The following is a 20662-nucleotide window of genomic DNA, read 5'->3' on the forward strand; positions in this document are numbered from 1 at the left end:
TCAGACGCTCGCCTTCGCCGGCGCCGCCCCTGCCTCGGCGCCAAGTTCCGCCGCGAACCATGCGCAGGTCGCGGCCAGCCCCTCGGCCAGCGGCACCGATGGCGCCCAGCCCAGCAGCGCGCGCGCCCGCGCGATGTCCGGGCGGCGGCGGCGGGGATCGTCCTGCGGCAACGGGCGGCGGACGACCGGCGCGCGCGTCCGGGTCAGCGTCACGACCTGCTCCAGCAACTCCTTGACGGTGATCTCGGCCGGATTGCCGAGGTTCACCGGCTCCATTCCATCCACCGGCGCCTCCATCAGCGCCAGCAGGCCCGCGACCATGTCCGAGACGTAGCAGAAGCTGCGCGTCTGGCGGCCGTCGCCGTAGATCGTCAGCGGCTCGCCGCGCAGCGCCTGGCAGATCAGGTTCGACACCACGCGCCCGTCCGCGGGGTCCATGTTGGGGCCGTAGGTGTTGAAGATGCGTGCCACGCGGATCTCGGCCCGCCCGGCGCGGCCGTAATCGAAGGCGAGGCTCTCGGCCGCGCGCTTGCCCTCGTCATAGCAGGCGCGGGGGCCGGTGCAGTTGACGGCGCCGCGGTAGTCCTCGGGCTGCGGATGGATCTCGGGGTCGCCATAGACCTCGCTGGTGGAGGTCAGCAGGAACCGCGCCCCGGCGGCCTCGGCCAGCCGCAGGAGGCTGTTGGTGCCGACGACATTGGTCAGCATCGTATGCTCGGGGTCGCGCTGATAGCGCGGCGGCGAGGCGGCGCAGGCGAGGTTCCAGACGCGGGCGATGCGGGGCGTCCGGTCCAGCACGCGGGCCGGCAGCGGCTGGGTGATGTCATGGCGCAGGAACTCGAAGCGTGGATGCCCCTGAAGCGCCGCGAGGTTCGAGGCGCGCGAGGTCTGCAGGGTGTCGAGGCAGAGGACCGCCTCGCCGCGGTCGAGCAGCGCCCGGCAGAGATGCGAACCGATGAAGCCCGCGCCGCCCGCGACCACCGTGAGCGGCTCGCCCCTGTCCCTGACCGGCCGTATCCTGCCCTGCGCCGTCATGCTTCGTCCTCCTGCAAGGCTGCCGCGGCGGCCCGCGCCTCGGCCAGATGCGCCTCGAGCTCCGCCGCGCGATGGTCCGCCGTATGCGCCGCCTCGATCCGCGCCCGCGCCGCCCGCCCCATCGCGGTCGCATCGCCGTCGAGCGCGGCGAGCACATCGGCGCCCGTATCGGCCAGCACGATCTCGCGCCCGGGCGCGAAAAGCGTCTCGAGCCCGTCCCAGCGGTCCGAGATGATCGGCGTGGCGCAGGCCCCGGCCTCGAACAGCCGCACCGAGGGCGACCAGCCGGCGCGGATCATGTCGGCGCGGGTGACGTTCAGCGTGAACCGCGAGGCGGAGTAGAAGGCCGCGTGGTCGGCGGGCGGGCAATGCTCGATCCGCTCGACGTTTTCCGGCCAGTCGATACTCGCCGGATACTGCGGCCCGGCGACCACGAAGCGCAGGTCGGGGCGCGCGCGGGCAGGCTCGATCAGCAGGCGGTCCAGCGTCGGCTGGCGGTCGTCGCTGTATGTGCCGAGATAGGAGAGGTCCCACCTGACCGGCACAGCGCGGGGGCCGTAGAGATCGAGATCCACCGAGCAGTAGAGCGCGCGGGCCATGGGCGAGCCGTAGCGCGCCTCGATATGGCGCAGCGTCGGCCCGCCGGTAAAGGACAGGTAGAGGTCGAAGCCGGGGATCACCTCGGGCGAGAGATACTCGAAATCGCCGCGCTCCAGTTTCGCCAGCGTGATCGGCGTGTCGATGTCGTAGAAGGCCGTGACGCCCCGTGCCCAGCCCTGCACCCGCCGCGCGACCTCAACCCCGTCCGGCACATAGGAACCGACGATCACCGCATCCGCCGCGGCGATCTCGCCGCGCCAGCGGTCGAGGCCGGGCAGGTCGGGATAGAATGCCAGCCGGCACCAGTCCGGGTCGGTCAGATCGCGCTGGCTCGCATACCAGGGCACGTCGCGCTCGAGGAACAGCACCTCATGCCCGCGCCGCGCGAAGGACTTGAGCAGCGCGCGGAAAGTGGTCGCATGGCCGTTCCCCCAGGCGGAGGAGAGGCTGAGGCCGAGGACCACCAGCCTCATGCCGGTACCTGTGCCCGCAGCAGCGCATCCACCTGCGCGCCGCGAAGCTCATAGGTGTGCTCGGCCTTGACCCGCGCGAGCGCCGCCTGCCCGATGGCCCGCGCCCGCTCGGGCGTCAGCGCGGCCAGATGGTCGGCTACGTCCTGCCCGTCGCGGGCGACCAGCACCTCGCGGTCGGGGGCGAGGAACATCTCGATCCCCTCCCAGGCGTCGGTGATGAGGCAGGCCGCCGCGCCCGCCGCCTCGAAGACGCGGGTGGCGGGCGAGAAGCCGACATTCGCCATGCTGTCGCGGGCGACGTTCAGGACCGCGAGAGGGGTGCAGTTGAAGGCGTTGTGCTCCGTTGTGTAGACATGGCCGAGGTGCCGGACGTTGCCGGGCATCGGCTTGTCATGCCAGCCGTTGCCGCCGATCAGGAACTCCCGCTCCGGCAGCAGGGCGGCGGGGCGCAGGAAGAACTCCTCCACCCGCGCCTCGCGGTCGGGCAGGCGGTTGCCGAGGAAGGCCAAGTCGGCGGCGAAGCGCGGGTCGGGCGGCGCCGGATAGTGGGTCTCGGGGTCTAGCGCGTTGTAGACTGGCTCGCAGTGCCTCGCGCCGAAGCCGCGATAGGCCTCGACCACCGGCGGGCCGCCGCCATAGGTCAGCACCATGTCGAGCCGCGGCAGCGCCCGCCGCACCGGATGGGAGGGATCGGCACGCATCTCTTCCAGGGTCGCCGCTGCATCCACGTCCCAGAAGATCTTCAACGCGTCGGGCCGGGCCTGCGCGATCGCGCCCTCCAGCAGTTCGCGGTCGAAGACGCCGACGCCATTGGCCTTGACGACCACCTCCGCCCGGCCCGCCTCGGCCAGCACCCCGCGCATGGCGGCTTCGGTCGCCGGATAAACCACCGAGCGGCACCAATCGGGCGGGTCGATGTCGCGGTGGCTCTGGCGGTCGAAGGCGTCGGGCTCGTAGAAGGTGATCTCGTGCCCGCGGCGGGCGAGCTCATGCAGGATGCCGCGGTAATAGGTCGCCGCGCCGTTCCACCAGGACGACAGCAGGCTGGAGCCGTAGAACGCGATTTTCATGCGGGCACAACGCCTTGATCGAGGCCGAGTTTCCCGGCGATGGTCAGAAGCTCCGCCGCCCGGTGGGCGCAGGTGTGGCGGGCGCGGATGGTGGCGAGGCCCTGCGTCGTCAGGGCATCGCGCAGGTCCGGGTCGGCGGTGAGGGCGCGCAGATGGGCGGTCATCTGCGCGCCGTCGGCGGCGGTGAGGAAGTCCTCGCCGGGGGTGAACAGGCCCTCGGCATCGTCCCAGGGCGCCGACACGAGGGGGATGCCGCAGGCCAGCGCCTCGAAAACGCGGATCGTGGGGATGCCGGGCAGCAGCGTGGTGTAGAAGCGGCGAGGGACGTGGACAGTGGCAAGGTGGCGGGCGAAGATCGCGGGCGCGGCGGCGTTCGGCGCCCAGCCGTTGTAGCGCGCGCCGCAGCGGGCGAGGGTCGCCTTCGCCGCATCCGGATAGCGGACGCCCCAGATGTCGAGCAGCAGACCCGCCTCCTGGGCCGGGCGGAAGAGAAAGCGTTCCAGCTCCTCGGTCCGCTCGCCGTCGCCCCAGTTGCCGATCCAGACGAGGCCCTCGCGCGGGCCCTCCTGCACGGGCGGGCGGAAGAGGAGGGTGTCGGCGGCCTCATGCCAGGTCCAGACGCACTCGCCCCAGCCCCAGCGGCGATAGACCTCCGACAGCGCCTCGCCGAAGGCGAGCACGCCGTCGAAGCCCGAGAGGTCGAAGGCGCGGATGGCGTCGGGGTCGCTGACGGCGCGGTGATGTGTGTCGTGGAAGAGGAGGCGGAAGGAGGCGCCTCCTTTGCGCGCGCGGCCGAGCGTGGCGGCGAGGGCGGGGTCGTTCCATTCGTGGACGATCACGAGGTCGGCGTCGGCGGCGAGCGCCACGGGGTCGGCATCGGCGGCGTAGGTCTGCGGCGCGAGTTCCGGGTAGTTCTCGCGGAACGGCGCAAGCCCATGGTCGCCGTGATCGCGCAGCAGGTTCTCGAGGCTCCACGCCCCTTCCGGCTCGAGCGCCCGGACCGCGTGGCCGAGCGCCGCCAGTTCCCGCAGCACGCCGCGCAGGAAATGGGCGTTGCCGTGGTTCCAGCAGGACTGCAGCGAATGGGTGAAATAGGCGATCCTCATGCGGCGCTCCGCCGGTGGTGGAGGGCGTCGCGGTAGATCGCAGTCATGGCGGCGGCGGTGGCTTCCGGCGTGTAGCGGGCGGCGCGGCTGCGGGCGGCGTCGGCCTGCGCGGCGAAGCGGGCGGCGTCGGAGAGCAGCCCCGCCGCGGCATCGGCAAAGCCGGCGGCGTCGCCGGGGCGCACGAAAAGCGCGGCATCGCCCCAGACTTCGCGGAAGGTCGGGATGTCGGAGAGGACCAGCGGGCATCCGGCCTGCGCCGCCTCCAGCACGGCGAGGCCGAAGGGCTCGAAGCGGGCGGCGCTGACGAAGACCGGGCGGCGGGCGAGCCATGCCGCGAGACCGGCGGAGGGGAGCGGGCCGAGGGTTTGCAGGTGGCGCGGCGCGACACTCGCGCCGTGCGGGGCGCGGGTCGGGCCGATTGCGACGAAGGGCGCGTCGAGGCGGGCGGCGGCGGCGTCGACGGTAGGGATGTCCTTCACCTCGTCCCAGAGGCGGCCGATGGTCAGGGCGCCGCGGAACGGCTCGGCCGCCGTCAGCGCCATCGGCCTGCGCCCGTTGGGGACCGTGGAGGGCGGCACGGCGAGGGCGTAGCGGCGGGCGGTCGCCTCGGCATAGGCGCGGGTGGGGGCCAGGGTGCGATCCGCCGCCCGCAGGCCGCGGCCGACGAGGTCGGGGAGCCAGGCCAGCGAGGCGTCCACCGGCCCCTTGCCGGCCGCGTCCCACCACGTCCCGAGGCAGCCATGGTTCACGGCAATGACCGGACACCCGAACCCACCGGCCGCCGCGAGCGCGGGCGAGTTCAGATGCACCACATCGACCCCGATCTCCCGCGCCAGCCGGGCAACCGCCGCGCCCGCCTCCAGAACCGGGCGCGGCCCGTCGCAGAGCCAGTCGAGCGGCAGGCCCGTCTCGACCAGCCGCAGCCCAACCGCCTTCGCCTCCGCCCGCTGTCCCGCATCCGGCGCCGGGCCGAGGACCGCCAGCACCACCTCCGCCCCCCGCAGCGCCGCGCCGAGTTCCAGCGCATAGGTCCAGACGCCTCCCACCGCATCGGCGGTCATCAGGAGCCGCATCGTTACGCCGACCGCGCCAGGGCCGCCCCGCGCACGGGCAGGCTGATCCCGTTCTCGGCCGCGAGCCATTGCGCGAGGCGCGTGACCCCGTCGCGCCAGTCGAGCTTCCGCCCGAGCCCGAGCGCCGCGTCGGCCGCGCGGGTGTCGGCCACGAAATACCGCTGATCCCCCGCCCGCCAGTCCGAGAACGCCACATCCACCGGCCGTCCGAGGATCTCGCCCACGAAATCCAGCAGCTGCCGCAGGCTGACGGCGTTCCGCGGCCCGCCGCCGAGGTTGAAGCCGCGGCCCGAGACCGCGCCGATACGCTTCCACGCCGCGAGATAGGCGTCGACCGCGTCCGACACGTCGAGGATGTCGCGGACCTGACAGCCGTCGCCGAAAAGCGTCACCTGCTGGCCCTTCAGCGCCCGGATCAGGAAATGCGCGACCCAGCCCTGATCCTCGGTCCCCATCTGCCGCTGGCCGTAGATGCAGCTCATCCGCAGCACGCAGGTCGGCACCCCGAAGCTGCGGGCGTAGTCCAGCACATACTGGTCGGCGCCGCCCTTGGAGCAGCCGTAGGGCGTGTGGAAATCAAGCGGGCGGCTTTCGCCGATCCCATGCGCGCGCACGCTGGGGTCCACCGGCAGGTAGGCGTCGCCCTCGCGGCGGAAGTCGAGGTCGGCGAGGTCGCCATAGACCTTGTTGGTCGAGGCGAAGATCAGCGGCGTGCCGTCGGCCTTGGCCCGAAGCGCCTCCAGCAGGCCCACGGTGGCGATCAGGTTCACGCCAAGGTCCTCGACCGGCTCGACCATGCTCGTCGTCACGGCCACCTGCGCTGCCATGTGGAACACGGCCTGAGCCTGGCGCACCGCCGCCCCGAGCCGCGCCTGGTCGCGGATATCGGCGTGGATATGCTCGATCAGCCTGCCATGGCGGGACTGGAGCCAGGCGAGGTTGCGCTCCACCCCGGCGCGGGTCAGCGCGTCATAGACCACGACCCGCCGCCCCTCGGCCGCGAGCCGGTCGGCGAGGTTCGACCCGATGAAGCCCGCGCCGCCGGTGACGAGGACCGGCGCGCTCATGCGACGAGCCCGCGCTTGTCGAGTTCGGCCCGCGCCTGCTCGACCCGGTCCACGGCGGTCTGTCTGGCGACCCATTCGGCCAGTTCGCCCAGGCCCTCGCGGAAATCGGTGCGGGCCTCGAAGCCCAAGCTCTCGCGCGACAGGGTGGCATCGCAGAAGCAGTGCCGGATGTCCCCGATCCGGGCCTTGCCGACGATCTGCGGCGCGAGGTCGTTCCTGCCCATCGCGCGGCCCAGCTCCTCGGCCACCTCGGTCACCGAGCGGTCCCGCCCCGAGCCGATGTTGAACGTCCCGCCCGCCGCCTGCGGCAGCGTCAGCGCCTCGGCGAAGGCGCGGGCCACGTCCGAGACATGGACGAAATCGCGCCGCTGCTCGCCATCCTCGAAGATCATCGGCGCTTGCCCGTTGAGGTAGCGCGAGGCGAAGATCGCCAGCACCCCGGTATACGGGTTCGAGAGCGCCTGTCCGGGGCCGTAGACGTTAAAGAGGCGCAGGCACACGCCCTCGATCCCGTAGGGCGCGGCCATGATATGGGTCGTGCGCTCCTGCACGAACTTGTTGAGCGCATAGATCGAGGCGAGGTTCGGGCGCTTCCATTCGGGCGTGGCGACGGGGGTGAGGGGGCGCCCCTGAGCGTCCACCGGGTCCCACTGCTTCAGCCCGTCGCGGATGCCCTCGCGCTCGGCGTCCTCGATGAGTTCGCCATCGGCGTCGCGGTAAAGGCCCTCGCCGTAGATCGACATGGAGGACGCGGTGACGACGCGACGGACGGGGCGGTCGATCAGCTTCTCGAACAGGACCGCGGTGCCGACATCATTGGTGGAGGTGTAGCGTTCGACCTCATACATCGACTGCCCGACGCCGACCTCGGCCGCGAGATGGACGACGCTGTCGATGCCCCGCAGCGCGCACGCGACCGCCTCGCCGTCGCGGATGTCGCCGTGCAGGAACTCGGCCTCGGGGTTCAGCGCCTCGGGGCGGCTGGCGCCCTCGCCGTGGACCTGGGGGATCAGCGCGTCGAGAACCCGGACCCGGTGGCCTTGCCGCAGAAGCTCGTCGGTGACGAATCGGCCGATGAAACCCGCGCCGCCGGTGATGAGGACATGTTCCAAACCTTCCCCCGCATTTTGTTGCACCGGTTGAAACCAAGGCGCGTTCACAGTCTTATGCTTCAATGTTGAGAAGCGTGAAGCTGTACGGCAACTACATAGATCAAGAAGGGTTCCCTCGCTCCCGCGCCGGAATCGCCGCATGACCGCGCGCCTCGGCCTGGTGCGACACGGCGCCCATGCGGAGGTCGGGCGGGTCCTCGGCGGCCGCAGGAGCGACATCGGATTGAGCGACGAGGGGCGGGCGGAGGTCGAGGTTCTGGCACGGAACCTCGGCGGATGCGGGGCCGTCCGGGTGGAGAGCAGCCCGCGGCTGCGGACGCGGCAGACGGCGGAAATCCTCGGCGCGGCGCTCGGCCTGCCGGTGGCGGTCGAGGACGCGCTGGACGAGATCGACTTCGGCAACTGGTCCGGCCGCAGCTTCGCGGAACTCGACCGCGACCCGGCGTGGCAACGCTGGAACAGCGCCCGCGCCACCGCGCCGACACCCGGCGGCGAGACCATGGCCGCGGCGGTGGCGCGCGCGGCGGCGCATCTCGACGCCCTCGGCCGCGCCGGCGAGACCGTCCTCTGCGTCAGCCATTGCGACATCATCCGCGGGCTGGTCGCCCATTGGCTCGGGCTCAGCCTCGACAACATCCTGCGGTTCGAGGTGGGGACGGCTTCGATATGTTGGCTCGCACCGGATGGACAGGGCGGCGGGCAGGTCCTAACCCTGAACGGTCGAAGCTGAGGAAACCGGATGAACAGGGCCCAGATCGAGCAGGACGTGACCCGGCTGGGGCCGTGGTTTCACAACCTGGACCTGAACGGCGTCGAGACCGCGCCCGGCCATTTCCTCGGCGATTACCCGGCCGACAAGTTCGCCCGCTTCGCCTCGCTGGTGCCGGAAGACCTGGCCGGGAAGTCGGTCCTCGATATCGGCTGCAACGCCGGTTTCTACTCGTTCGAGATGCGCCGCCGGGGGGCCGCCCGCGTGGTCGGCATCGACGCCGACGAGCGCTATCTGGAGCAGGCGCGCTTCGCCGCCTGCGCCCTGGGCGAGCGCGAGGTCGAGTTCCGGCGCCTCTCCACCTACGACGTGGCGGTTTTGGGCGAGCGCTTCGACCTCGTCATCTTCATGGGTGTCTTCTACCACCTGCGCCACCCGCTGCTGGCGCTCGACCTGATCCGCGAGCATGTCGCGGGCGACATGATGCTGTTCCAGTCGCTGACCCGCGGGCCGCAGGCGGTGGCCGACCTCGCGCCCGACTACGCTTTCGAGGACGACGCCCATTTCGCGCGCCCGGACCATCCGCGCATGGGTTTCGTGGAGCGCGAATGGGCGCATGACTGGACCAACTGGTGGGTGCCGAACCGCGCGGGCGTGGAGGCGATGCTGCGCGCCTCGGGCTTTGCCGTCGAGACGGGGCCGGTGGACGAGGTCTATCTGTGCCGCGCTGTCCCCGCGCCCTACGCGGAATACGGGCCGCATGCGGTCTATCCCAGCCGAGGAGACGCCCGATGATCGAAGCCGCGATGATCTGGAACGAGCCGAACAACAAGTCGCACTGGGACCCCGCGCACGACCCCGACTGGTCGCGCTACGGCGAATGCGTGCGCCTCGCCGGCTCGGCCATCGCGGCGGTCAATCCCGGCGTGACGCGGGTGCTGGGGGGCATGTCGCCGATCGACCCGCTGTGGCTCCAGCAGATGCAAGGGCATGGCGCGCTCGACCATGTGGACGCTGTGGCGGTGCATGGCTTCCCGCTGGACTGGAACCTGTGGCAGATCGGCGAATGGCCGGCCAAGGTGGCCGAGATCGAGGCGGTGACGGACAAGCCCGTCTGGGTCACGGAGGTCGGCGTCGGCTCCTTCGGAGCCGAGGAGGTGCAGGTCTTCGGCGTGGAAAAGACGGCCGAGCTGCTGGTGGGCCGCGTGCCCCGCATCTTCTGGTATTCGCTGTTCGATCTGCCGCAGGAATGGGGCGCCACCACCCGCCACCGCGAGGCCGAGGGCTCGTCCTACTACCGTCACTTCTACATGGGCCTGATCCGCGCCGATGGCACGCCGAAGCCGGGCCTCGCCGCCTATGAGCCGCATGCGGCCGACATGGGCCTGATGCAGTGGTTCCACTATCAGGACCCGCGGCTCGACGATGCCGTGGCCTGGATGAAGCGGCTGGGCGTGCGGCACCTTCGCACCGGCCTCAGCTGGGCCGACAGCTTCCGGCCGAACGCGCTCGACTGGTTCGACCGGCAGATGGAGGCGCTCGCCGAGTTCGACACCACCGTGACCTTCTGCTTCACGCCCGAGCATCTCGGCCCCGGCGCGCATCACACCAGCCCGCCGCACGACCCGCAGCAGTTCGCGGATTTCTGCGCCTGGATGATCGACCGCTACGCCCCTGCCGTGGCGCAACCCGCGACCGCCGAACTGACCGCCTGAGGGAGCCGCGCATGAACGCCGACCGCCAGCCCGCCCGCGTCGCGCCGATCAACGTGGCCCTCGTCGGCATCGGCAACTGCGCGAGCTCGCTGGTGCAGGGGCTGACGCATTACGCCGGCCGGACGAACGACGCGGCGGGGCTGATGCATGCCGACCTCGGCGGCTACCGCGTGGACGACATCCGCATTGTCGCGGGCTTCGACATCGACCGCCGCAAGGTCGGCACCGACGTCGCGCAGGCGATCTTCGCGGCGCCGAACTGCACCGCCGCCTTCGCGCCCGACATCCCGCCGACCGGCGCTGTGGTCCGCATGGGCCGCCTGCTGGACGGCGTGGCCGAGCACATGGCAGAGCAGCCCGACGAGCGCACCTTCCTGCCCGCCGATCTGCCGGAACCGTCCCGCGAGGACGTGGTCGCCGTCCTGCGCGAGACCGGGGCCGAGGTGCTGATGAACTACCTGCCTGTGGGCAGCCAGAAGGCGACCGAGTTCTACGCCGAATGCGCCCTCGAGGCCGGCTGCGCTTTCGTCAACAACATCCCGGTCTTCATCGCCTCCGACCCCTCTTGGGCCGAGCGTTTCCGCAAGGCTGGCGTCCCGGTGATCGGCGATGACATCAAGGCGCAGATGGGGGCGACCATCGTCCACCGGGTCCTGACCGACCTGTTCCACAAGCGCGGCGTGCGGCTGAACCGGACCTACCAGCTTAACACCGGCGGCAACACCGACTTCCTCAACATGGCCAACCGCAAGCGGCTAGAGAGCAAGAAGATATCCAAGACCGAAGCCGTGCAGGCCGTGGCCGCCGAGCGGCTGGCCGACGCCGACATCCATGTCGGTCCCTCGGACTATGTCGCCTGGCAGAAGGACAACAAGGTCTGCTTTATCCGCATGGAGGGCGAGCTTTTCGGCGGCGTGCCGATGAACCTCGAGCTGCGGCTCTCGGTCGAGGACAGCCCGAACTCGGCCGGGGTGGCGATCGACCTGATCCGCTGCGCGCGCATCGCCCGCGACCGCGGCCTCGCCGGGCCGGTCCTCGCGCCGGCGGCGTATTTCTGCAAGCACCCGCCCGAGCAGATGACCGACGACGAGGCCTATGAAGCCGTCGAGGCCTTCATCTCCAGGGCCTCCTCGTGACGCTCGTCGCTCGCGCCGATGGCGTCGAGGACCTGCTCGGGGTCCACGTTCTTCTCGATCTCGTCGAAGCTCTTGCGCTCTACCGGAACGTCCAGCGTCTCGGCGATGCGGGCGACGACGCGGGCGAGCTTCGACAGCTCGTCCTCGGCCAGCAGACCGACATGCAGGTCCAGATCGGCGCGGCGGTCGGCGGCCTCGGCCTGCCGGTTCTGGTTGATGAGGACGAAGGTCGAGAGGAAGATCGCCTCGACCGAGGCCTCCATCGCGAGGATCACGAAGGTCTCGTCCCAGGGCTCGACCCCCGGAACCCAGCCGAGATTGGCCACGATCCAGAAGCCATAGACGATGACATGCAGCACCACGAACTTCATCGAGCCGGTGAAGGCGGTGATGCGCGCCGCGATGCGGACGCTGAGCGGGGCCTCGCGCTCCTCGCGGCGGCGGCGCTCGGCCAGCGCCTCGATGTTGGCGGCGAGCCGCGCGCTCATGTCCGCGCCGAGATAGTTGGTGCCCTGCATCCCTCGCCCTCCTGCTGGCAAGGCGGAAGCGGGGCAGCCCCCCTTGCGGTTCCCGGCGGGCAGCAAAGATGAGCGCGATGACGATGCGCGCCGCCGTCCTGCGCGGGCCGGGCGAGATCGCCGTCGCGACCGTCGCCGTGCCCGCGCCCGGACCCGGCGAGGTGCTGATCCGGCTGGAAGGGTGTGGCGTCTGCGCCTCCAACGTCGAGCCGTGGGAAGGGCAGCCGTGGTCCCGCTTTCCCGGCGAGCCGGGGGGCCTCGGCCATGAGGGCTGGGGGCGCATCGCGGCGCTTGGCCCCGGCGTCGAAGGGTTCTCGGCCGGCGACCGGGTCGCCAGCCTCTCGGGGCGCAGCTTCGCGGAATACGACCTCGCGCCCGCCGGGATGGTGGCGCGGCTTCCGGCGGAACTGGAGGCGCTGCCGTTCCCCGGCGAACCGCTCGGCTGCGCGATGAACATCTTCGCGCGCTCCGCCATCCGCGCGGGGCAGACCGTCGCCATCATCGGCATCGGCTTCCTCGGCGCGATCCTGACGCGGCTCGCCACCGAGGCGGGCGCGCGGGTGATCGCCATATCCCGGCGCGAGACTTCGCTGGCGCTCGCCCGCGAGATGGGCGCGGCCGAGACGATCACCATGGACGACCACTGGCGCATCCTCGAGGCGGTGAAGGCGCTGACCGGCGGCCGTGGACCGGAGCGGGTGATCGAGGCGGTGGGGCGGCAATGGCCGCTCGACCTCGCGGGCGAGCTGGTCGCGGAGGGCGGGCGGCTGGTGATCGCCGGCTACCACCAGGACGGGCCGCGGCAGGTCAACATGCAGATGTGGAACTGGAAGGGTATCGACGTGGCGAACGCGCATGAGCGCGACGACGCCGTGCGGATGGCCGGGCTGCGGGCCGGGATCGAGGCGGTGGCATCGGGGCGGCTCGACCTCGGGCCGCTGCTGACGGGCAGCTACCCGCTGGAGCGGCTGGGCGAGGCGCTGAGCGCGACCCGCGACAAGCCGGGCGCCTTCGTCAAGGCGTGGATCGCGCTGTGAGGCTCGGGTTTCTCGGCACCGGCTGGATCGGGCGGCATCGCATGGCGGCAATGGCGGCGACCGGACTGGCCGAGATCGTCGCCGTGGCCGAGCCGGACGAGCCGGCCGCCGCCGAGGCGCTGAAGCTCGCGCCGGGCGCGGCGCGGGTGGCGGGCCTCGAGGCGCTGCTTGCGACGGGCTGCGACGCCGTGGTGATCGCCACGCCGAGCGCGGCCCATGCCGAGCAGTCCATCTCGGCGCTGAAGGCGGGCAAGGCGGTGTTCTGCCAGAAGCCGCTCGGCCGCACCGCCGCCGAGGTCTCGGCCGTGGTCGAGGCCGCGCGCGAGGCCGACCGGCTGCTTGGCGTGGACCTCTCCTACCGCCACACCGCCGCCATGGAGGCGATCCGGCCGCTGATGGCCGGAGGCGCGCTCGGCCATGTCTTCGGCGTGGACCTGACCTTCCACAACGCCTATGGCCCCGACAAGTCGTGGTTCTACGACCCCGCGCTCTCCGGGGGCGGCTGCGTCGTTGACCTCGGCGTGCACCTGATCGACCTCGCGCTGTGGTCGCTCGGCTGGCCCGCGGTCGAGCGCGTGGAAAGCCGTCTCTACGCCAAGGGCGCCCCGCTGGCAGGCGGCGTCTGCGAGGATTATGCGGTGGCGACGCTGGACCTCGCCGGGGGGACCGTGGTGCGGCTGGCCTGCTCATGGGGGCTTCAGGCGGGCCGCGATGCGGTGATCGCCGCGGAGTTCCACGGCACCGAAGGCGGCGCCAGTCTGCGGAACGTGGACGGTTCGTTCTACGACCTGCGGGCCGAGCGCCACCTCCACACCCGCGCCGAGCCTCTGGCCGAGCCGCCCGACGACTGGGGCGGGCGCGCGGCGGTGGACTGGCTCACGCGGCTCGCGTCGGGCGCTCGGTTCGACCCGGAGGCCGCGCATCTGGTGACGGTGGCGGGCGCGATCGACGCGATCTACGGGCGCTGAATGCGGGTCGGCGTCCTCACCTTCCATCGCTGCATCAACTACGGCTCCTACTGGCAGGCGCGGCAACTGGTCGAGGCCATCGCCGCGCGCGGGCACGAGGCGGTGCTGCTCGACCACCGCTCCTGCGAGGTGACGTCGAAGGAGTGGCGCTACGCCTTCCAGCCGCTGCTCCCGGAGCGGAGCGGCCGGGCCGATATCCGCCGCTACGGCGCCAAGCTGCGGGCGTTTCTGGAGGCGTTCGAGGGGTTGCCTCTGTCCGAGCCTTTCGATCTGGACGCGCCCGCGGCGATGCCGCCGGTGGACCTTGCGGTGATCGGCAGCGACGAGGTCTTCAACCTCAGCCATCCGTGGTATGGCGGGCGCGACATCTTCTATGGCGCGGGGCTGCCGGCCCGGCGGGTCGTCACCTATGCCGCGAGCTTCGGCAATTACGACGCCTCGGCCGGGCTCGCGCCGGACTATGCGGGGCTGCTGCGGCGGCTGGACGCGATCGCGGTGCGCGACGAGAACAGCCGCGCGCTTGTCAAGGGCGCGACCGGGGCCGACCCCGCCATGGTGCTGGACCCGGTGCTGCAGAACCCGCCGCGTGTCGCGCCTGTGGACGAGCCGCCCTATCTCCTGATCTACGGCCACCACATCCCCGACTGGTTCGCCGCCCGCGTCACCGCCGCCGCGCGCGCGCGCGGGCTGCGGTCGATCAGCGTCGGCTACCGCAACGACTGGGCCGACGAGCAGCGCCTCGAGGCGGGCCCCGAGGCCTTCGCCGCCCTCGCCGCCGGGGCCGAGGCCATCGCCACGACCTATTTCCACGGCTGCATCTTCGCCCTCGTGAACGGCAAGCCCTTTGCCTGCGCCCCCTCGGACTACCGCTGGACCAAGGTCCGCGACCTCACCGCACTCCTCGACGCCGAGCGGCACCTGACCTTCGAGGACCGCGATCCCCGCGAGGTCGCCGCTCTCCTCTCCGATCCGATCGCCCCGGCCATCCACGCCCGCATCGCGGCGCTGCGTTCGCAGTCCGGCGCATGGCTCGACCGGGTGCTGGCGTGACGGCGATCAGCCCCGGCGGCATCGCCCGCTCCGGCCTCTGCATCGGCTGCGGCGCCTGCGCCGTGGACGAGCCGCGCGCCCGCATGGTCTGGGACAGCTATGGCCAGCTGAAACCCGACGGCCCCCGCGGCTGGCGCGAGGCGGCGACTCGCGACTTCGCCGCCCGCTGCCCCTTCTCGCCCGCTGCTGCCAACGAGGACGCGATCGCCGCCGCCCGCTTCCCCGAGGCGCCGCATCGGGACGCGCGCATCGGCCGCCACATCTCGGCCCATGTCGGCGCGGCGGCGGAGCCGCCGTTCCGCGCGCAGGGCAGCTCCGGCGGGATGGTCAGCTGGGTTGCGGCCGAGCTGCTGCGCCGGGGCGAGGTGGACGGCGTCCTCCATGTCCATCCGGGCCGCGAGGGCGAACCGTTCTTCGGCTACCGCATCAGCCGCTCGCTGCCTGAGCTGCTCGCGGGGGCGAAGTCGCGCTACCACCCCATCCACCTCGCCGCGGTGCTGGAGGAGGTACGCGCCACCCCCGGCCGCTACGCGGTCGTCGGCATCCCCTGCTTCATCAAGGCCGTCCATCTCGCCCGCGCGCGCGACCCGGTGCTGGCCGAGCGCGTCGCCTTCACGCTGGGCCTCTTCTGCGGCCACATGAAGAGCGCGCGGTTCGTCGAGAGTTTTGCGTGGCAGCTGGGCGCGGATCCGGCTCGCGTCCGGGCGGTCGAATACCGCCTGAAGGACGAGCGCCGGCCTGCGAACTGGTATACCGCGCATCTGACCCTGGACGACGGCAGCACGGCGCAACGCGACTGGTGGCATCTGGCGGATGGCGACTGGGGCGCGGGCTATTTCCAGAACAGCGCCTGCAATTTCTGCGACGACGTGGTGGCCGAGACCGCCGATGTCAGCTTCGGCGATGCCTGGGTCGAGCCCCATGCCTCGGACGGGCGCGGCACCAACGTGGTGATCACCCGCGCGCCCCTGATCCAGCGACTGATCGAGACGGGCATGGCGGAGGGGCGGCTGGACCTCCGGCCCGTGGACGCCGATTTCGTCGCGGGCACGCAGGCAGCGGGCTTCCGGCAGCGCCGCGAGGGGCTGGCCTATCGCCTGACCTGGGCCCGCCGCGGCATCCGTCCGGTCAAGCGCGTGGCGCCCTCGGCGTCGGGGCTGCCGCCGAGGCGGCGGCTGGTCTACCGCACCCGCGCGGCCATCAGCCGCTGGTCGCATCGCATGGCCTGGGCGGCGGCCAGGGCCGGGCGGCCGGGGCTGTATCTCGGATGGGCGCGGGGGGCCTATGCGGTCTACGAGGGGCTGACCTATGCGCGCGGCCCGCTGGCCCGGACCTTCGACCGGCTGGAACGGCGGAAGGGTGGTGGCGGCGGCTGACCGAGGCGACCGGAGCGTCAGAAGGCGGCGCTTCGCCCTTCGCCGCCCCGATGCAACGCGGACGCGCCGGCTTGAGGCTTCGCCCCCGCCGTGGAAGATGGCCGCATGGCACGACCGAGCGGAAGGCAGGAGCGGCTGGAAGCCGTGATGGGGTTGATCGCGGCGAGCGGGTCGGTCCGGCTGCGGGATGCCGCGACCCGGCTCGGCGTCACCGAGATGACGCTGCGCCGCGACGTGGCCGGACCCCATGCGCCGCTGCGCGCGCTCGGCGGCTGGCTGGTCCGGGCGAGCCTCGCGCCGGACTATGACCTCCCGGCCGAGATGGACCGCCATGTCGAGGCCAAGCGCGCCGCCGCCCGCGCCGCCCTGCCGCTGATCCGGCCGGGCACCCGCATCTTCGTCGATTGCGGCACCACCACCGTTCATCTGGCGCCGCTGCTGGCCGGTCCGCTGACCGTCGTCACCCATGCGCTGCCTGTGGCGCAGATCGTCGCGCAGGCGGCGGGGCAGGGCGGCGATCTGGCGCTGGATCTGCTGGGCGGCGCCTATCATCCCGCCACCGCCGCCTTCTTCGCCCGGCCCGCGCTGCCCGACGGATCGCGCTTCGATCTGGCGGTGATCTCGGCCGGGGGGATCGATTCGGACGGCGCGCTCAGCTGCTCGCACGGGGCCGAGGTCGCGTTGAAGCAGGCGGTGATCGCGGCTTCGAGGCAGCGGATCGTGCTGGCCGACCGCAGCAAGCTGGATCTTCGCCGCCCCTACGTTTTTGCCAGCCGCGCGGTTTTCGACGCGGTGGTGCTGGACCCGGCCTGACCGCCCTCGCGGAGCCGCGCTCACGTGGCGCTTGACGCAGCAGGGGCCGCGATGCGACCGTTGGCGACAATGTTAGGATCGCAACAAAACGTGGTCCTGGCTCGCGCCGGTGAGGGGCTGGCGGCAGGTTTCCCGAGGGAGGAGAAGACCCGTGATGAAGCACACCGTGGCCGCCGCGTTCGCCGGCCTTCTGACGACGACGGCGGCACTGGCGCAGGAGGCGGTGGACGTCTCGAACGTCAACACCGCGCTGATCGAGACCGCCGATGGCAAGACCTACACGCTCGCCACGGTGGTCAAGGTGGACGGCATCGCCTGGTTCGACCGCATGCGCGAGGGCATCGAGCAGTTCGCCGCCGACACCGGCCACGACGCCTACATGGTCGGGCCCTCGCAGGCCGATGCGGCGGCGCAGGTGCAGATGATCGAGAACCTGATCGCGCAGGGCGTGGACGCGATCCTTGTCGTGCCGTTCAGCGTCGAGGCGGTCGAGCCGGTGCTGCAGAAGGCCCGCGACCGCGGCATCGTCGTGGTGACGCACGAGGCCTCGAACATCCAGAACGCCGATTACGACATCGAGGCCTTCGACAACCTCGCCTATGGCGCCAACCTGATGAAGGTGCTGGGCGAGGCGATGGGCGGCGAGGGCAAGTATGTCGCCACCGTGGGCAGCCTGACCTCGAAGAGCCAGATGGAATGGATCGACGGCGCCGTCGCCTATCAGGAGGAGCAATTCCCCGGCATGTCGCTGGCGATGGACCGGCTGGAGACCTACGACGACGCCAACCAGGACTACACCCGGCTGCGCGAGGCCTTCACCGCCCAGCCCGACATCACCGGCATCCTCGGGGCGCCGATGCCGACCTCGGCCGGCGCGGGGCGGCTGATCACCGAGGGCGGGCTGCAGGGCAAGGTGCATTTCTCCGGCACCGGGCTGGTGTCCGTGGCGGGCGAGTACCTCGACAACGGCGCGGTGGAATACATCCAGTTCTGGGACCCGGCCGTCGCCGGCTACGCCATGAACATGGTCGCCGTCGCCGCGCTCGAGGGCAAGCAGGACGAGCTGAAGGAGGGGCTGAACCTCGGTCTGGCGGGCTATGAAAACCTGATCGCTCCCGATCCGGCGGCGCCGAACAAGCTCTATGGCGCGGGCTGGGTCGGCGTGACCAAGGACAACATGGATCAGTACGACTTCTGATCCGGGCAACCGGCCGGGGCGCGCGCGTGCGTCCCGGTCAATCCACCTGCCGACCGGGCCCGCCGATGATCACATCATCCCAGACGCCGCTAATCGAGCTGCGCGGCATCACCAAGCGCTTCGGCGGGGTGACGGCACTCGACGACGTGTCGCTGTCGATCATGCCGGGCGAGATTCACTGTCTCGCGGGCGAGAACGGCTCGGGGAAATCCACGATCATCAAGGTGATGTCGGGCGTCTATCGCGCCGACGCGGGCACGATCCTGATCGACGGCAAGCCTGTCGGGCCGCTCGACCCGGTGAAATCGACCCATGCGGGCATCCAGGTCATCTATCAGGACTTCTCGCTGTTTCCGACGCTCACCGTGACCGAGAACCTTACCCTCAACACCTTCCTCGGCGAGGGCGCGGCGCTGGTCGACCGTCGCCGCGCGCGGCGCATGGCGGAGGAGGTGCTGGACCGGCTGGGCGTCGATCTGCCGCTCGACGCGGCGGTGGAGACGCTGCCCACCTCGGGCCGGCAGCTGGTGGCGATCGCGCGGGCGGTGCTGGCCGAGGCGCGGCTGATCGTGATGGACGAGCCGACCACCGCGCTCACCGGGCGCGAGGTCGAGCGGCTGTTCCGCATCACCCGCGACCTGCAGTCCCACGGCATCGCCATCCTCTTCGTCAGCCACAAGATGCGCGAGATGCTGGACCTGCCCGAGCGGCTGACCGTGTTCCGCAACGGCCGCAAGGTGGCCGAGGGGCCGATCACCGATTTCGACGAGGCGGCGATCACCCGCGCCATGACCGGGCAGGAGCTGGCGCGCGGCCACTACGAGGCGCCGCGGCAGGCGGGCACGCCGCGGCTCGAGTTCCGCGGCGTCTCGGTGCCGGGCGAGCTGGCCGAGGTCAGCCTGTCCCTCTGGCCGGGCGAGGTCGTGGGCGTCAGCGGGCTGATCGGCTCGGGGAGGACCGAGCTTGCGCTCGCGGCCTTCGGGATGCGGCCAGGCGTCTCGGGCCATATCCTGATCGACGGCCAACCCGCCGATCCGCAGACCGTGCAGGACGCGATTGCCGCGGGCATCGGCTACGTCCCCGAGGACCGGCTGTCCGAGGGGCTGTTCCTGCCCCGTCCGATCCGCGACAACTCCATCGCCGCGTCCATCCGCCGCTTCACCCGCGGCGCCTGGCTCGACCGCCGCGCCGCCGCCGCCGCGACGCGCGACATGTTCGACCGCATGGCCATCGCGGCGCCCTCGCCCGAGGTGCCGGTCGCCACGCTCTCGGGCGGCAACCAGCAGCGCGTGATGATCGGGCGCTGGCTGATGACGCAGGCGCGGGTGCTGATCCTGAACGGGCCGACCGTGGGCGTGGACGTGGGCTCGAAGGCCACGATCCACGCCATCATCCACCGCATGGCGCGGGAGGAGGGGCTGGCGGTGCTGATGATCTCGGATGACGTTCCCGAACTCGTCGCGAACTGCAACCGGGTGCTGACCATGACCGCAGGCCGGATCACGGGCGAACTCTCGGGCGAGGCGCTGACCGAGGACGCGCTGAACGACTCGCTGCGCCTCAACGCCCCGGCGGCGGAGGTCTCCGCATGAGCCTGATACATGCCGCCCCCGCGCGTCGCGGCGGCACCCCTTGGTGGGGCAGCACCGAAGCGATGGTCGCGGGCGTCCTCCTCCTCGCGATGGCCCTGATCGGGACTATCAACCCGGCCTTCTGGTCGCTCGACAACATCTTCAGCCTGCTGCGCTCGAACGTGGTCATCGGCATCATGGCGCTGGGCGTGCTACTGGTGATGATCTCGGGCGGCATCGACGTGAGCTTCCCGGCCTTCGCGGTCGCGGCCATGTATCTGGTCGTGCGCGCCATGGTCGAATGGGGGATTTCCGGCGTCGCGCTGCCGTTCCTCGCGGCGACGCTGATCGGCGCCTGCCTCGGCGCGGTCAACGCCACCATTGTGCATCGGCTGCGGATGATCCCGCTGATCGTGACACTGGGCACGGCGGCCATGGTGCGCGGACTGCTGAACGGCGTCGTCGGCACCTCGAACGTCAACATCAACAAGTATCCCGATTCGCTGATCGGGTTCGGCTCGACCGACCTCGTCACGCTGACCAACGCCAAGGGCGCGAGCTTCGGGCTGACCGCGACGCTGCTGCTGTATCTGGGGCTGGCGCTGGCGATCCATCTGGTGCTGACGCGGACCATGATCGGCCGGTCGGTCTTCGCCTACGGCGCCTCGCCCGAGTCCGCCAAGCGCGTGGGCTTCCGCACCGGCCGGACGCTGCTGTTCGTCTATGTCACGGCGGGCGCGCTGGCCGGTTTCGCGGGGCTTCTGCACAGCTCGATGATCTGGATGGCGAACCCGCGCGACTTCGTCGGCTGGGAGTTGGACGTGATCGCCGCCGTGGTGCTGGGCGGCGCCTCGATCTTCGGCGGGCGCGGGTCGGTGCTCGGCACCATGCTGGGCGTCTTCACGCTGGTGATGATCAAGAACTCGCTAATCCTGATGGGGATCGACACCACCTGGCAGCGGGTGGTGGTGGGCGCCATGCTGATCGCCGCGGTCGCGCTGACGGCGCTGCGCGACCGCAAGGCGCTGGTCTGAG

At 71.3% G+C, this 20662-nt stretch carries 20 protein-coding genes; 12 read left to right on the forward strand and 8 right to left on the reverse strand.

The features are described from left to right. From GI374_RS16015 to GI374_RS16045, 7 genes are read right to left on the reverse strand one after another with little or no spacing between them, the layout of a single operon-like run. On the reverse strand, window positions 1-1035 hold the full coding sequence (locus GI374_RS16015) for a UDP-glucuronic acid decarboxylase family protein (protein ID WP_154338050.1): 1035 nt from the start codon (window positions 1033-1035) through the stop codon (window positions 1-3). Beyond that, window positions 1032-2108, reverse strand: coding sequence for a glycosyltransferase (locus tag GI374_RS16020; RefSeq protein WP_154338051.1), 1077 nt, complete (start codon window positions 2106-2108; stop codon window positions 1032-1034). The genes GI374_RS16015 and GI374_RS16020 overlap by 4 nt, the downstream gene beginning before the upstream one ends. Then, a complete protein-coding gene (locus GI374_RS16025; RefSeq protein ID WP_154338052.1) occupies window positions 2105-3178 on the reverse strand; it encodes a glycosyltransferase in 1074 nt (357 codons plus the stop codon). The genes GI374_RS16020 and GI374_RS16025 overlap by 4 nt, the downstream gene beginning before the upstream one ends. After that, the gene (locus tag GI374_RS16030) at window positions 3175-4284 is read right to left on the reverse strand and encodes a glycosyltransferase (protein WP_154338053.1); all 1110 of its coding nucleotides are present in this window, start codon (window positions 4282-4284) and stop codon (window positions 3175-3177) included. The genes GI374_RS16025 and GI374_RS16030 overlap by 4 nt, the downstream gene beginning before the upstream one ends. Then, window positions 4281-5357: a glycosyltransferase family 4 protein gene (locus GI374_RS16035; RefSeq protein ID WP_229583409.1), complete on the reverse strand. Its 1077-nt coding sequence runs from the start codon at window positions 5355-5357 to the stop codon at window positions 4281-4283. Before GI374_RS16035 ends, GI374_RS16030 begins: the two co-directional genes overlap by 4 nt. Window positions 5358-5359: 2 nt before the next feature. Further along, the gene (locus GI374_RS16040) at window positions 5360-6424 is read right to left on the reverse strand and encodes an SDR family NAD(P)-dependent oxidoreductase (protein WP_154338055.1); all 1065 of its coding nucleotides are present in this window, start codon (window positions 6422-6424) and stop codon (window positions 5360-5362) included. Then, on the reverse strand, window positions 6421-7536 hold the full coding sequence (locus GI374_RS16045) for an NAD-dependent epimerase/dehydratase family protein (protein ID WP_154338056.1): 1116 nt from the start codon (window positions 7534-7536) through the stop codon (window positions 6421-6423). Before GI374_RS16045 ends, GI374_RS16040 begins: the two co-directional genes overlap by 4 nt. A 139-nt stretch (window positions 7537-7675) precedes the next feature. On the opposite strand from GI374_RS16045, the gene GI374_RS16050 reads away from it, so the two are divergent. Genes GI374_RS16050 through GI374_RS16065 form a run of 4 tightly spaced genes read left to right on the forward strand, consistent with a single transcriptional unit; the run spans window position 7676 to window position 11096 of the window. After that, window positions 7676-8266, forward strand: a complete 591-nt coding sequence (locus GI374_RS16050) for a histidine phosphatase family protein (protein ID WP_154338057.1) — start codon at window positions 7676-7678, stop codon at window positions 8264-8266. A gap of 9 nt (window positions 8267-8275) precedes the next feature. After that, window positions 8276-9040 (forward strand): TIGR04290 family methyltransferase, encoded by a 765-nt coding sequence (locus tag GI374_RS16055; protein ID WP_154338058.1) that lies wholly within the window; start codon window positions 8276-8278, stop codon window positions 9038-9040. Next, the gene (locus GI374_RS16060) at window positions 9037-9960 is read left to right on the forward strand and encodes a glycosyl hydrolase (protein WP_154338059.1); all 924 of its coding nucleotides are present in this window, start codon (window positions 9037-9039) and stop codon (window positions 9958-9960) included. Before GI374_RS16055 ends, GI374_RS16060 begins: the two co-directional genes overlap by 4 nt. Window positions 9961-9971: 11 nt before the next feature. Next, the gene (locus tag GI374_RS16065; protein ID WP_154338060.1) at window positions 9972-11096 is read left to right on the forward strand and encodes an inositol-3-phosphate synthase; all 1125 of its coding nucleotides are present in this window, start codon (window positions 9972-9974) and stop codon (window positions 11094-11096) included. Here GI374_RS16065 and GI374_RS16070 read toward each other — a convergent pair. Then, window positions 11054-11614, reverse strand: coding sequence for a DUF1003 domain-containing protein (locus tag GI374_RS16070; RefSeq protein ID WP_154338061.1), 561 nt, complete (start codon window positions 11612-11614; stop codon window positions 11054-11056). The two genes, GI374_RS16065 and GI374_RS16070, sit on opposite strands and share 43 nt — an antisense overlap. Before the next feature lie 68 nt (window positions 11615-11682). On the opposite strand from GI374_RS16070, the gene GI374_RS16075 reads away from it, so the two are divergent. The 8 genes from GI374_RS16075 to GI374_RS16110 all read left to right on the forward strand — a co-directional run bounded on the left by GI374_RS16075 (window position 11683) and on the right by GI374_RS16110 (window position 20661). After that, on the forward strand, window positions 11683-12651 hold the full coding sequence (locus tag GI374_RS16075; RefSeq protein WP_229583411.1) for a zinc-binding dehydrogenase: 969 nt from the start codon (window positions 11683-11685) through the stop codon (window positions 12649-12651). Further along, on the forward strand, window positions 12648-13619 hold the full coding sequence (locus GI374_RS16080) for a Gfo/Idh/MocA family protein (RefSeq protein WP_370515413.1): 972 nt from the start codon (window positions 12648-12650) through the stop codon (window positions 13617-13619). The genes GI374_RS16075 and GI374_RS16080 overlap by 4 nt, the downstream gene beginning before the upstream one ends. Continuing rightward, complete coding sequence (locus GI374_RS16085) at window positions 13620-14669, forward strand: polysaccharide pyruvyl transferase family protein (RefSeq protein ID WP_154338062.1); 1050 nt, start codon at window positions 13620-13622, stop codon at window positions 14667-14669. Then, on the forward strand, window positions 14666-16045 hold the full coding sequence (locus GI374_RS16090) for a Coenzyme F420 hydrogenase/dehydrogenase, beta subunit C-terminal domain (protein ID WP_370515414.1): 1380 nt from the start codon (window positions 14666-14668) through the stop codon (window positions 16043-16045). Before GI374_RS16085 ends, GI374_RS16090 begins: the two co-directional genes overlap by 4 nt. 105 nt (window positions 16046-16150) lie before the next feature. Continuing rightward, a complete protein-coding gene (locus GI374_RS16095) occupies window positions 16151-16858 on the forward strand; it encodes a DeoR/GlpR family DNA-binding transcription regulator (RefSeq protein WP_154338064.1) in 708 nt (235 codons plus the stop codon). 154 nt (window positions 16859-17012) lie between these two features. Next, window positions 17013-18056, forward strand: coding sequence for an autoinducer 2 ABC transporter substrate-binding protein (locus GI374_RS16100; RefSeq protein ID WP_154338085.1), 1044 nt, complete (start codon window positions 17013-17015; stop codon window positions 18054-18056). Window positions 18057-18121: 65 nt separating this feature from the next. Further along, window positions 18122-19648 (forward strand): sugar ABC transporter ATP-binding protein, encoded by a 1527-nt coding sequence (locus GI374_RS16105; RefSeq protein WP_154338065.1) that lies wholly within the window; start codon window positions 18122-18124, stop codon window positions 19646-19648. Continuing rightward, the gene (locus GI374_RS16110) at window positions 19645-20661 is read left to right on the forward strand and encodes an ABC transporter permease (protein ID WP_154338066.1); all 1017 of its coding nucleotides are present in this window, start codon (window positions 19645-19647) and stop codon (window positions 20659-20661) included. The genes GI374_RS16105 and GI374_RS16110 overlap by 4 nt, the downstream gene beginning before the upstream one ends. Window position 20662 lies beyond the last annotated feature (1 nt).

Origin of the sequence: Paracoccus sp. S-4012, from assembly GCF_009674885.1 — a bacterium.
In the GTDB taxonomy this organism is placed as follows: Bacteria; Pseudomonadota; Alphaproteobacteria; order Rhodobacterales; family Rhodobacteraceae; genus Paracoccus.

Bases quoted from the DNA above. Each gene is read 5' to 3' on its own strand.
- GI374_RS16015 (WP_154338050.1), bottom strand. From the start codon at position 1,035: ATGACGGCGCAGGGCAGGATACGGCCGGTCAGGGACAGGGGCGAGCCG.
- GI374_RS16020 (WP_154338051.1), bottom strand. From the start codon at position 2,108: ATGAGGCTGGTGGTCCTCGGCCTCAGCCTCTCCTCCGCCTGGGGGAAC.
- GI374_RS16025 (WP_154338052.1), bottom strand. From the start codon at position 3,178: ATGAAAATCGCGTTCTACGGCTCCAGCCTGCTGTCGTCCTGGTGGAAC.
- GI374_RS16030 (WP_154338053.1), bottom strand. From the start codon at position 4,284: ATGAGGATCGCCTATTTCACCCATTCGCTGCAGTCCTGCTGGAACCAC.
- GI374_RS16035 (WP_229583409.1), bottom strand. From the start codon at position 5,357: ATGCGGCTCCTGATGACCGCCGATGCGGTGGGAGGCGTCTGGACCTAT.
- GI374_RS16040 (WP_154338055.1), bottom strand. From the start codon at position 6,424: ATGAGCGCGCCGGTCCTCGTCACCGGCGGCGCGGGCTTCATCGGGTCG.
- GI374_RS16050 (WP_154338057.1), top strand. From the start codon at position 7,676: ATGACCGCGCGCCTCGGCCTGGTGCGACACGGCGCCCATGCGGAGGTC.
- GI374_RS16055 (WP_154338058.1), top strand. From the start codon at position 8,276: ATGAACAGGGCCCAGATCGAGCAGGACGTGACCCGGCTGGGGCCGTGG.
- GI374_RS16060 (WP_154338059.1), top strand. From the start codon at position 9,037: ATGATCGAAGCCGCGATGATCTGGAACGAGCCGAACAACAAGTCGCAC.
- GI374_RS16065 (WP_154338060.1), top strand. From the start codon at position 9,972: ATGAACGCCGACCGCCAGCCCGCCCGCGTCGCGCCGATCAACGTGGCC.
- GI374_RS16070 (WP_154338061.1), bottom strand. From the start codon at position 11,614: ATGCAGGGCACCAACTATCTCGGCGCGGACATGAGCGCGCGGCTCGCC.
- GI374_RS16075 (WP_229583411.1), top strand. From the start codon at position 11,683: ATGAGCGCGATGACGATGCGCGCCGCCGTCCTGCGCGGGCCGGGCGAG.
- GI374_RS16085 (WP_154338062.1), top strand. From the start codon at position 13,620: ATGCGGGTCGGCGTCCTCACCTTCCATCGCTGCATCAACTACGGCTCC.
- GI374_RS16095 (WP_154338064.1), top strand. From the start codon at position 16,151: ATGGCACGACCGAGCGGAAGGCAGGAGCGGCTGGAAGCCGTGATGGGG.
- GI374_RS16100 (WP_154338085.1), top strand. From the start codon at position 17,013: ATGAAGCACACCGTGGCCGCCGCGTTCGCCGGCCTTCTGACGACGACG.
- GI374_RS16105 (WP_154338065.1), top strand. From the start codon at position 18,122: ATGATCACATCATCCCAGACGCCGCTAATCGAGCTGCGCGGCATCACC.
- GI374_RS16110 (WP_154338066.1), top strand. From the start codon at position 19,645: ATGAGCCTGATACATGCCGCCCCCGCGCGTCGCGGCGGCACCCCTTGG.